The organism is Thermogemmatispora sp. (assembly GCF_019683635.1).
GTDB lineage: Bacteria > Chloroflexota > Ktedonobacteria > Ktedonobacterales > Ktedonobacteraceae > Thermogemmatispora.
In genome coordinates this window covers 1-12,100 of the sequence record NZ_JADGIA010000056.1, presented here as the reverse complement: position 1 = coordinate 12,100, position 12,100 = coordinate 1, and the positions used below count along the sequence as shown (strand labels likewise).

Annotated in this window: 5 protein-coding genes; 4 read left to right on the top strand and 1 reads right to left on the bottom strand. The window is 61.0% G+C overall.

The genetic code is table 11. The annotated features are described in order from the left end of the window. Positions 1-174: 174 nt before the first annotated feature. The gene (locus IRZ31_RS08550; RefSeq protein WP_297152416.1) at positions 175-2,127 is read left to right on the top strand and encodes a serine/threonine-protein kinase; all 1,953 of its coding nucleotides are present in this window, start codon (positions 175-177) and stop codon (positions 2,125-2,127) included. Between the two features lie 463 nt (positions 2,128-2,590). Further along, positions 2,591-6,193 carry a methionine synthase gene (gene metH / locus IRZ31_RS08545; protein ID WP_297152414.1) on the top strand — a complete coding sequence of 1,201 codons (3,603 nt, stop codon included), beginning with the start codon at positions 2,591-2,593 and terminating at the stop codon, positions 6,191-6,193. Between the two features lie 295 nt (positions 6,194-6,488). Here the strand turns inward: metH and IRZ31_RS08540 are convergent, their stop codons facing one another. Next, positions 6,489-6,677, bottom strand: coding sequence for a hypothetical protein (locus IRZ31_RS08540; RefSeq protein ID WP_297152413.1), 189 nt, complete (start codon positions 6,675-6,677; stop codon positions 6,489-6,491). A gap of 756 nt (positions 6,678-7,433) precedes the next feature. Here IRZ31_RS08540 and cysS point away from each other — a divergent pair. Continuing rightward, on the top strand, positions 7,434-8,864 hold the full coding sequence (cysS, locus tag IRZ31_RS08535; protein WP_297152410.1) for a cysteine--tRNA ligase: 1,431 nt from the start codon (positions 7,434-7,436) through the stop codon (positions 8,862-8,864). 644 nt (positions 8,865-9,508) lie between these two features. Continuing rightward, complete coding sequence (locus tag IRZ31_RS08530; RefSeq protein WP_297152407.1) at positions 9,509-11,956, top strand: penicillin acylase family protein; 2,448 nt, start codon at positions 9,509-9,511, stop codon at positions 11,954-11,956. Positions 11,957-12,100: the final 144 nt, after the last annotated feature.

Genomic DNA, 12,100 nt, shown 5'->3' with positions numbered 1-12,100 from the left:
TCGCTTTGTAGCAACAGGGTATCTTTTTTGCTGCCCTCCCGTCTCCCGTTCTCACTATTGCACAAGAGAACGCAAAAAGCATCAACATATACCATCTTGACTATCCGCTTGACATGATCATTGCCCATTCTCTACAATCCTCCAACAAGAGAACTCGCAAGGTAGAAGGAGGAGATGGCGGCCAAAGCAGGAACCTTGCGGGGGGAGAAGAGCGCTATGGTCAGTCGAATCGATCAGCGGCTTGGAGGCTATCGGCTGGTGCGCCTGTTGGGCCAGGGCCATATGACACGTGTCTATTTGGGGGAGCACGTACACACGGGGGCCCAGGCGGCGCTGAAGGTGGTTGAGGCACAGCTCTCCAGCCAGGAGCTGGCCGAGCTGTTGATCCGCGCACAAATTTTGACACGGCTGGAGCATCCGCACATTGTGCGTGTTTTCGATTTTGGGGCGGAGGATGGGCAGCCGTTCATTGTAATGGCCTACGCCCCTCATGGGACGCTGCGCGAGCGGCATCCGCGAGGTATTCCTTTGCCTCTGCCGACAGTGGTTTCCTACGTGCGCCAGGTGGCTGCGGCCTTGCAGTATATTCACGGCTATAAGCTCATCCATCGTGATATTAAGCCGCACAATATGCTGCTGGGACCGGACAATCAGGTCTGGCTGAGCGATTTCGATATTGCGACGGTGGCGCGCAGCGCGGGCTACCGCCGCGAGAAGCTGCAGGGCTTCGAAGGAACGGTTCCCTACGCAGCGCCGGAGCAGCTGCGCGGACGCCCCCGGCTGGCCAGCGATCAGTATGCCCTGGGGGTGGTGGTCTATGAGTGGCTGACGGGCGATTGGCCATTTCTCGGCACGACCCAGGAGATCGCCCTGCAGCATCAGATTGCACCTCCGCCATCGTTGCGCGAACGCGCTCCGACGGTTCCTCCGTTAGTGGAACAGGTGGTGCTGCGCGCTTTGGCGAAGGACCCGAATGAACGGTTCCCCTCAGTAGAGGAGTTCGCCCGTGAGTTAGAGCGCGCCAGCCGTCAGGAGCGCCTCCCGCTTTCTCCTCTGCCACGCTCGCAGTTTAAATCGCCGCTGCCCTTTGCCCCGGCTGCTGCTCAGTCAGCGGCAGCGCCAGCCGCTGAGTTGCCACCCTCTTCCGTAGTGACCACGCCCCGCCTGGTTTATCGTGGTCACAGTGCTCGCGTGGCCTCCCTGGCCTGGGCCAGCCACGGGCGCTATCTGGCCTCCAGCAGTCAGGATGAGAGCGTCCAGATTTGGGACAGTCGCAGCGGAGAAACGCTGCTTGTACAGCGCGGTCTCTCGCTGGAGGCGCCGGCGATCGTCTGGTCACCCGATGGGCGCTACCTGGCTATGACCGATGGTCTACTGTCTGAGGTGGTTCAGCTGCTAGCTGTCCTCCCCCACGATGCCCGAGCGGCCCGGCTGGAGTCGCCCGCCGGAGCACGCTACGAGGGCCTCAGCGAGCGCATCCTGGCACTGGCCTGGTCGCCTGATGGGAAGTATCTGGCCGCCGCTGGCGAGGAGCGGGTCGTCCTGGTCTGGGAGATTGCTAGCCGCCGCGTCGTCTGCACCTACCGTGGTCATCACGGCAGCATCGCCGCTCTGGCCTGGTCGCCCGATAGCCGCCAGCTTGCTTCCGGCGGCGAGGATCGCACGGTCCATGTCTGGGAGCCAACCGCGAGCACTGGGGGCAACATCCGCATTTATTACGGCCACCATGATAAGGTCAATGCCGTAGCCTGGTCGCCCGATGGGCGGTTTGTCGCCTCTGCCAGCGATGATCAATCAGTCCAGGTATGGGAGGCGCGCGACCCACGCGGCCTCGACGGCGGGCGCGAACCCCTCTGTTACTACGGCCACAACGGCGGTGTGACCAGCGTGGCCTGGTCCCCTGATGGTCGCCTGCTCGCTTCCGGCAGTGTCGATGAACAGGTCCATGTCTGGCGGGCCGACGGCGAGGTCACTCCTATCACCCCGCTCTTGAGCTACCGCGGCCACAGCGATTGGGTGAGCACCGTGGCCTGGTCGCCCACCGGCGACGCCCTCGCCTCCGGCTCGTGGGATGGCACCGTGCAGATCTGGGAGCCTTCCAGCGGGAAGGCCGCAGCCACTAAGTGAGGGAGGGCACTATCAGGCCGCCTCCCGCTCCTCCTTGCTTAGTGCCCTTCCTTCTCTATACCCGGGCGACCTTCGGCGCCTTTTGCCGCTCTCCTACGATACTGGTCGTAACAGGCCCGGAGACTGCTAGCGAATCCTTCCGCCTCAACTGGGGACAGATCTCAACTCAGCCTGGATCGAGAAACATGCTATAATAGAGCAACCTGGTTCGCTTCAGCAACCTGTGATATCAGCGGTTCTCTACCCGCATTCGCATTCCAGAGAGCCTGTTTGCTGCCGACCACAGCGCCCAAGGCCATCGGCTTCGGGGCTACCTCGCTCCGATCGATGCGATGCGATGAGTCATTCGACCCGACAACTGACTCCGGCTACAGGCAACCAGCCAGCGCTGAGCACCTTTCATCGCCGGCCCGCCCGGAGTAGGAATACAAGCAAGAGCGTAGAGGAGGTAAGCGGTCTGCTTATGAGCCGCTTTCTGGAGGCCCTGGCACAGCGCGTCCTCATTTTCGATGGTGCTATGGGCAGCACGATTCAGACCTATCAGCTGAGCGCAGCCGACTACGGTGGGCCCGCCACCGAGGGTTGCAATGAGTATCTGGTGCTGACGCGACCGGAAGTGATCGAGGAGATCCATGTGGGCTTTCTGGAAGCGGGTTGCGATGTATTGGAGACCAATTCGTTCACAGCCAGTCGCCTGAAGCTCAATGAGTATGGCCTGGGGGAGCGCACACGCGAGATTAACCTGGCCGCCGCGCGCCTGGCCCGCCGACTGGCGGACCGCTACAGTACCCCCGATTGGCCGCGCTTTGTGGCGGGTTCGATCGGCCCCACCGGCATGCTGCCGTCCTCTGATGATCCGGTCTTGAGCAATATCACGTATCAGCAGCTGGTGACGGTCTTCCAGGAGCAGGCCGCCGCTCTGCTGGAGGGCGGCGTCGATGTGCTCCTGATCGAGACCAGCCAGGATCTGCTGGAGGTGCGCGCCGCTGTGACGGGCCTACGCCGTGCAATGGAGCAAACCGGGCGACACGTGCCCATTCAGGCCCAGGTCTCGCTCGATACCAGCGGGCGAATGTTGCTCGGCACCGATATCGCCGCCGTGATGGCGACCCTGGTTGGGCTGCGGGTCCAGATCATTGGCCTCAATTGCTCGACCGGCCCCGAGCATATGCGCGAGCCGGTGCGCTACCTGGCCGAGCATTGCCCGCTGCCGATCTCGACGATCCCTAACGCCGGTATTCCACTGAATGTCGGGGGTAAAGCCGTCTATCCGCTGGCACCAGAGGCGATGGCCACAGCTCTGCGCGAGTTCATCACCGAGTTCGGCGTCAATATCGTAGGGGGCTGCTGCGGCAGCTCTCACGCTCATCTACGGGCTATTGTGCAAGCCTGCCGCACGGCACCGCGCCGCCCACGTCCGCAGGCCGACGACGTGCTCCAGCGATGTAGCTTCGCCAGTGTCTCTCTTCCTCTGGTGGCTAGCGGCATGCGCGCAACCAGCCTGCGACAGGACCCGCCACCGCTGTTGATCGGTGAGCGCGTCAATAGCCAGGGAAGCCGCAAGGCCAAGGAGGCGCTGCTGCGCGATGACTATGACACCCTGCTGGCCATTGCCCGCGAACAGGTTGAGGGTGGGGCTCACGCGCTAGATGTCTGCGTGGCCCTCACGGAGCGCAGCGATGAAGCTACTCAGATGGCCCAGACCATTAAGAAGCTCTCCCAGGGCATTGAGGTGCCGCTCTTTATCGATTCGACGGAGCCGGCAGTCATTCAAGCAGCGTTGGAGGTCTACCCGGGTCGGGCCGTCATCAATTCGATTAACATGGAAAACGGGCGCGAGCGCATCGAGCGCGTGGTGCCTCTGGCGCGAGAACATGGGGCAGCAGTGGTAGCGCTGACCATCGATGAGGCGGGCATGGCCAGAAGCGCCGAGCGCAAGCTAGAGGTCGCGCGCCGGATCTATGAGATCTGCGTGGAGGAGTATGGGCTGGCGCCCGAGGCGCTGCTTTTCGATCCCTTGACCTTCCCCATTACAACAGGCCAGGAGGACCTGCGCACGGCGGCTATCGAGACATTAGAGGCGCTGCGTCGCATCAAGGCCGAGCTGCCCGGCGCCCTGACCTTGTTGGGGGTCAGCAACGTCTCCTTCGGCCTGAAGCCACAAGCTCGCGCCGTGCTCAATAGCGTCTTCCTCTATCATGCGGTGCGCGCCGGTCTGGATGCCGCCATTGTCAACCCGGCCCATATCAAGCCATATGCGGAGATCCCCGAGGAGCAGCGCCTCCTCGCCGAGGACCTGATCTACAACCGACCCGAGGCGCTGCCACGCTATATCGCCTATTTTGAGGAGTACGCCCAGCCTGAGACAGGGGCAGAGACACGCAGCGATCCAACGGAAGGTTTGAGTACCGATGAGCGCATCCATTGGCAGATTCTCCATCGGCGCAAGGAGGGTATCGAGGAGCTGATCACACAGGCCATTCAGGAGCGCTGCGCTGCCGGGGATATGCAAGCGAGCGAGGCCGCTGTCCAGGTACTCAATGGGGTGCTCCTGCCGGCAATGAAAGAGGTCGGCGATCGCTTCGGCGCGGGCGAGCTGATCTTGCCTTTCGTGCTGCAGTCTGCCGAGGTCATGAAGCGCGCTGTGGCCCATTTAGAAGGCTATCTTGAGCGCAAAGAGGGCTATACCAAGGGACGGGTCGTGCTGGCCACCGTCTTCGGCGACGTACACGACATCGGCAAAAATCTGGTCAATACGATCCTGAGTAATAACGGCTACACAGTCTACGATCTGGGCAAGCAGGTTCCACTCAATACGATCCTCGACAAGGCCGTCGAGGTCAATGCCGACGCCATCGGTCTCTCGGCCCTGCTGGTCAGTACTTCGAAGCAGATGCCGCTCTGCGTTCAGGAGTTGCATCGACGCGGCCTGCGCTATCCGGTGATCGTGGGCGGCGCCGCGATTAATCGCTCCTATGGCCGCCGCATCCTCTTTGTCGAGGAGGCGGAGGGAGCCACACGCGAGAAGGGGCGCCTGGTTCCCTACGAGCCAGGAGTCTTTTATGCCCGCGACGCCTTCGAGGGGCTGGAGATTATGGATCGCCTGACCGGTGATCCAGGTGAGCGTGAGGCGTTTGTGGAGCGGATCAAGCGGGAAGCCCTCCATGAGTTACAAAAGCAGCAGCAGCAGCAGCTCGCCCCTGAGACAGGGGCCGGCTCCCAGGACGAGCAGCCATCGACCAGCATCAAGCCAGCTCCCTCCATTCCCAAGCCTCCTTTCTGGGGACCACGTGTACTGGAGCGCATCGGCCTGGAGGATATCGCAGCCTGTCTGGATGAGAATACGCTTTTCCGCCTGCATTGGGGTGGTAAGGCTCATGGCGATGACTTTGCGCGTCTGGTGACAGAGGAGTTTCGCCCGCGCCTGGAACGCATGCTGCGTGAGGCCAGGCAGCAGCGCTATCTGCAGCCGCGCGTCATTTATGGCTACTATCCCTGCCAATCCCAGGGCAATAGCCTGATCATCTATGACCCGCAGCCGCTGACGGAGGGCAGCGAGGTTCTGCGCGAGCTGGCACGCTTCCGCTTCCCGCGCCAGCGCCAGCGCGAGCGGCTCTGTCTGGCTGACTATTTTGCCTCAACAGCCAGCGGCCTCATCGACGTAGTAGCGCTGCAAGTGGTCACCGTGGGTCCTGGACCTTCGGAGCTGGTTCACCAGCTTCAACAGGAGGGGCGCTATTCGGAGGCCTATTTCCTGCATGGGCTATCGGTACAGCTAGCAGAGGCACTGGCCGAGTATACGAACCAACATATTCGGCGCGAGCTGGGCCTGGGAGAACAGGGCGGGCGAGGAAGGCGCTATAGCTGGGGCTATCCCGCTATTCCCGACCTGGAGGATCACCGCATCTTATTTGCGCTGCTGCCAGTCCAGAGCAGCATCGGGGTCGAGCTGACGGCTGGTTATCAGCTGGTACCGGAGCAGTCGACGGCAGCCATCGTAGTTCATCACCCCCAGGCTGTTTACTTCGCGGTGCGAGAGCCATCCCCAGGCCCTAGCAGCCTGTGAGCACTGCAGTTGCAGTGCTCTGCCGAGAATGCGCCGCCGCGGCTCAGGCCCAAACCTGGAGGACGCCAGCCTCGGGCTGGCGAGTACGCTCCGCTGCTGGCCTCGCCGCGGCGATTGCTCTTCTGCGGTACGCTGTGATAGGATGTGAGGGGCAGAGCTCGCAGAGGGTTGGTGCGCTCTTCCTGCCATCCACACACCTGTCTGGAGAGCCAGGGCTGCTATCGCAGGTGCTGGTCAGAACCCCTGTGAGCCGGCAGCGCCTGCTCACCAGCAGTGATGAGCAGCGAGAGAGGAGCTACTGCCCCGCTCCTTGACCGCTGACCTGCGATTCCTCTCCCTCTTCTTCCTCGGGATCAGGATCTTCGGGCGAGGTACCAGGCTTCCAGCGGCTCTCTCCGCCGTTGTCGTCATCGTAAGGACCTGGCCCATCGTAGGGGAAGGTCCGCCAGCTGCGCTGCTCAAACTGCTTTTGTCCGTAAAGCATAAATTCTCTCCTTTCTTGTCGTGGTTGGTGCTGGCTAGCTGGCCGCTGATTTCGAGATTGCAAAAACAATCTCGAAATATTGAATGTACTTAGCTATTAAACATAGAGGCATTATAAATTGATCCTCCTTGCCAGGCTGGCGCGGCATCAGCTGGCCAGGGGCTAAACACAGGAAAGCGCGGCAAGAGATCGTCGCCCCCAGAGGAGGCAGCCCGCAGGAAGACAGGGATTGGCTTCGGCAAGAGGAGACCGGCATCACCAGTTCCGTCCCTGCGGCTTTGACTTTCTATCCTGTAGACGTAGCAGGGGGTGCAAACCGAAAAAAATGATGGGCAACGGCCACAGAGTAGAAAAAACCCGGCAATTTCTGTGTGGGACTATACCAGCGCCTGAGAGTGTGCTATACTAGCGAAGACGGACCCACCTTGACCGTCGCACATCGGTGGCTCCCTCCCGGCTGAAACGCAGATTGGCCTCCGCGCCAGCGCTCGCTATCGTGACCTGGCCCCAGGTGCGAGCGCAGATGAGATGAGGCCCGACAAGACGAGAGACACAGGGCAGAGAAATCAGAGGACTGAAGGTGCTATGGGCATAATGGCGGCTATACCACGAGCTGCAACACACTTCTGTACCCACGCTGTTTCTGACCGCAACATGTGTAACTAGCATACTGCTTGCCTGTCTGCTTTCTTTATCCTCGGCTCCGTTTGGGTACAGTTCTGTGAGCATTTCTGCATATTAGGAGAGAAGAGCACAATGAGCAGCATATCGGCCAGGCCGATTGTGCTTTATAATACACTCGGTCGTGAGAAACAGCGTTTTGAGCCGCTTCATCCGCCAAAGGTGGGCATCTATAGCTGCGGTCCCACCGTCTATCGTGACATCCACATCGGGAACTTCCGCACGTTCTTGATGACCGACTGGCTACGCCGCATGCTCGAATACAACGGCTATGACGTTCTGCTGGTGCGCAACATCACGGATGTTGGTCATCTGCAGAACGATGTCGAGGAGAGCGGTGAGGATAAAATCGAGCATGAGGCGCGCCGGACAGGCCGCTCAGCCTACGAGATTGCCGCCTACTATACACGCCGCTACGAAGAGGACGCTGCCGCGCTGAATATCCTGCCGCCCCATATCGCGCCCAAGGCGACTGAGCACATCCCTGAGATGCAGGCAATGATCGCCAAGCTCATCGAGAAGGGGCTGGCCTACGTGACAAGCGAGGGCAACGTCTACTACGATGTCAGCCGCTTCCCGGAGTACGGCAAGCTCTCCGGCAATACCCTGGAGCAGCTGCGAGCCGGCGGACACGGGCGTGAGCAGATGGAGGTGGCTGAGGACAAGGAGTCTCCCGAGGATTTTGCCCTCTGGAAGCGCGGCAGTCCCAAGCGCCAGATGAACTGGGATAGCCCTTGGGGTATTGGTTTCCCCGGCTGGCATATCGAATGCTCGGCGATGTCCGTCAAGTACCTGGGTGAGCAGTTCGATATTCATACGGGCGCGGTTGATCTGATCTTCCCTCACCACGAGGATGAGATCGCTCAAAGCCAGGGCGTTAGCGGTAAGCCACCAGTGCGCTATTGGGTCCACGGCGAGTTTCTGGATTTCGGCAACGCCAAGATGGCCCGCTCGAAGGGCAATGTGGTACTGCTCTCGACGCTGAAGGAACGCGGCATTGAGCCGCTGGCTCTGCGCTATCTGCTGCTGACCGCGCACTATCGCTCAAAGATCAATTTTACCGATGAGTCGATCGCGGCGGCGCAGAATGGATTGAATAATCTGCGCGAGACGCTGGCCGATCTGCCGGCTGATGGCGTGGGCGCCACCGGCCCCTGGTCCGAGGAAGCGCAGCGCCTGCGGGATGCCTTCCACGAGGCAATTAACGATAATCTGGAGCTGCCCACTGCCCTGAATTTGACTCACCGCGCTCTCCACAATCAGCTCATTCCGCCGGCTGAGCGGCGCCGCCTGCTACTGGATTTCGACCGCGTGCTTGGTCTACGCCTGGAGACGGTGGCCCCGCGCCAGCCTCGCCCCATTCCCGAGGAAGTGCTGGCTCTGGTGCGCGAGCGTGAGGCCGCTCGCGCCGCCCGCGATTGGCAGCGTTCAGATGCCTTGCGCGAGCAGATCAAAGCGCACGGCTTCGAGGTGCGCGATACTCCTCGTGGTACCGAGCTGATCTAGCCAGGCTTGCTGACAGGCAGGCGATGGGCCTGGCTATCTGCCTGACTCTTCTTGCCACGATGAGAACAGGCACGACCAGGCCCGGGGCTACTGGCCAGGAGCTGGTCACAGGTGCACACTTGTCGCCTCTCAGATGCCCTGCGCTCGGCAATGGCCGCTGCTCTCGCCGCTGCCAGGCTCGAACGACAGGGATAGCTGGGTGTCAGATCGGAGGGAGCAGTAGCATAGCGACCATGTCTTTCGGTCAGCGTCGACTGTGAGAGCCTGCAGTCTGCGCTGTACACAACGTATAATATTGCCTGGACGATACAGGTTGTCTGCTAGCAGGAGCGGGAGGGAGCCAGGGTCAGCCTGGTGTTCTTCCCGCTGTTCTTCTGCTTTTCCTCGCTCGCCTGCTCATCTGCTCGCTATGAGCGAGCGCCGATACTTGAAGTGTCAGTCGGATCAGCTTTCAGAAGAGAGACTCGCGGACTTCTGTCCCATCCCAGCTACTTGTGCAAGTGGGGAGACTTGGGTGTGGCGCGAGGGACAGGCGAGCGGGCACTTGCGCAAGCTAGAAACCAGAAGTATCACTCATGCCAGCGCTTGTCGACGCTGGTTCAGCGAGTCAGTCGTATTACACGCACGCAAAGGAGGCGAGAATCATGGCATCCTGGTGGCAAAAGACGCTGATGGCCGCTGCCGGTCTGGCGGGCGCAGTTGGCGGCGCCTACTATTTCTTTCTGCGTCGCCCCGTCCCCTCGCCCAAGGGTGTCCGGCGCCTGCCTGGTTTGCACGAGGAAGTCGAGGTCATTACCGACCGTTATGGCGTGCCCCATATCTATGCCCGCAACGAGGATGATCTCTTCTTCGCTCAGGGCTACGTCCATGCCCAGCAGCGCCTCTGGCAGATGGATTTCAACCGCCGTCTGGGTTCAGGCCGGCTTTCGGAAGTGGTGGGGGAGGTAACGCTAGAGCTTGATCGTTTCTGCCGGCGCCTGGGCCTGCATCGCGCTGCTGCCAGCGATGTGGCCCGTCTCTCAGCCCATCATCGCCGAATCCTGGAAACCTACGCCGCTGGCGTCAATGCCTTTATCGAGAATCATACGCTCCCGGTGGAGTTCACGCTCTTGCGCTATCGGCCCGACCCCTGGCAGCCCGCCGATAGCCTGCTCTGGGCTAAGATGATGGGCTGGAATCTGAGCGGCAACTGGGAGAGCGAGTTGATTCGGGCACGCATCGTAGCCCGTGCTGGCGCGGAGCGGGCGGCTAAACTGGAGGCCGGCTATGACCCTGCGCATCCGCTGATTATCCCGCCCGGCGCCGAATACGGCGGCGCCAATCCGGGTCTGCTGGAGCCGTATGAGCAGGTGAAGCTGCTGAGCGGCTTTGGTCCGTTGGGGGCCAGCAATAACTGGGTGGTGGATGGTAGTAAGACAGTGACAGGTGCGCCCATTCTCTGCAACGATCCGCACCTGGCTCAGGGCGCTCCTTCGATCTGGTTCGAGTGCCACCTGGTGGCCGGCGACATCGATGTCATCGGGGCCTCGTTCCCTGGCACGCCCGGGATCGTCATCGGCCACAATCGCCATATTGCCTGGGGTTTAACGAACGCCATTTCCGATGTTCAGGATCTCTACATTGAGAAGTTTGATCCGCAGCATCCATACCGCTATGAGTTCCGGGGCCAGTGGGAGGAAGCCCAGGTGATTCGTGAGGAGATCCGTGTGAAGGGGCGGAAGGAGCCGGTTGTCGAAGAGGTGGTGGTGACGCGTCATGGCCCCATTCTGACAACGCTACCCACGAGCAAGGAGCGGGCGAGCGAGGGCGATGGCGCCACTCCCTCAGAGTTGCCGTTGGCCCTGCGCTGGACTGGTTTCGAGTCGTGCCGCATCATTGCGGCGGTGGAGAAGTTGAACCGCGCGACGTGTTGGGAGGAGTTTCTGGAGGCTATGCGCGATTGGGATGTGCCGCCGCAGAATGTGGTCTATGCGGATCGTGAGGGCAATATTGGCTACATTATGGCGGGCTTGATTCCGGTGCGCAGCCATCGCCAGACCCTGCTGCCTTCGCCGGGTTGGACAGGTGAATATGAGTGGACGGGCTTCATCCCCTTCGAGGAGCTGCCGCGCCTCTTTAATCCGCCTGAGCATCTGATTGTGACCGCCAATAATCGAGTGGTGAAGGATGACTATCCTTACTACATTACTCATGAGTGGCTCAATGGCTATCGGGCGCAGCGCATCCGCGACCTGCTGCTGAGCAAGGAACGCCTGTCGCTGGCCGATATGGCCCGCATCCAGTCGGATCAGTATGCGCTGCCGGCGTGCGAGATCGTTCCTCATGTGCTGACGACAGTTAGCCCTGCAAATGCTCTGGAGGAGACCGCTCTACAGACGCTGCGCGACTGGGACTATGTGCTCTCTCCCGACAGCGCGGGAGCGGCAATCTATGAAACATTCTTGCAGAAGCTGGAGCGTATTGTCTTCGGTGCCGTCATTGGGGACGATGAGCAGCTGCTCTATCAGTACCTGGGCGTCGGTTCGACGCTGCTGGCGATTCTCAATGGCTATGCCAGTCGAAGCAAGCCGCTGCTGATTCGCTTGCTCAAGGAGCGTGACGACGCCTGGTTTGCAGAGTCGGCCATCCCCAATGGACCACGCTCGTGGCATGCGGCCATCTCGGCAGCCTGGTCGGCGGCGATCGCCGAGCTGCTGGAGAAGCTGGGGCCGGATGTGGCACGCTGGCGGTATGGGGCGATCCACCGTCTGACCTATCAGCATCCGCTGGGAAATGTGAAGCCGCTCGATAAGCTGTTCAATCGTGGTCCCTATCCGGCGGGCGGCGATATCGATACGGTCTTTATGGGGGCGGTGGTGCCCAACCAGCCGGAGCAGGTGATGATTGTGCCCTCGTATCGCCAGATTGTGAACCTGGCCGATCTGAATGCCTCGCTCTCTGGCCATGCCCCTGGACAGTCGGGCCATCCCGGCAGTCGCCACTACGGTGATTTCGTGCGTCCCTGGCTGCGCACGGAGCATCATCCGATGCTCTTTGAGCGCCAGGCAATCGAGGCGAATATGGAGGGCCGTCTGCTCTTGCAGCCGCGTTAGCCTCCTCTCTGCTCTGGGACACGAGGCAGCCCGCCAGGTCCGAGATACCGTCACTGCAGAGGACAGGCAACAGATGGTCTTGGCTGTTGTCTGTCCTCTTTCTTCTCTGGCTCCCCAATTTTTCCTTGAAATCTATATATGCCT

Bases quoted from the DNA above. Each gene is read 5' to 3' on its own strand.
- IRZ31_RS08530 (WP_297152407.1), top strand. From the start codon at position 9,509: ATGGCATCCTGGTGGCAAAAGACGCTGATGGCCGCTGCCGGTCTGGCG.
- IRZ31_RS08540 (WP_297152413.1), bottom strand. From the start codon at position 6,677: ATGCTTTACGGACAAAAGCAGTTTGAGCAGCGCAGCTGGCGGACCTTC.
- cysS (WP_297152410.1), top strand. From the start codon at position 7,434: ATGAGCAGCATATCGGCCAGGCCGATTGTGCTTTATAATACACTCGGT.
- IRZ31_RS08550 (WP_297152416.1), top strand. From the start codon at position 175: ATGGCGGCCAAAGCAGGAACCTTGCGGGGGGAGAAGAGCGCTATGGTC.
- metH (WP_297152414.1), top strand. From the start codon at position 2,591: ATGAGCCGCTTTCTGGAGGCCCTGGCACAGCGCGTCCTCATTTTCGAT.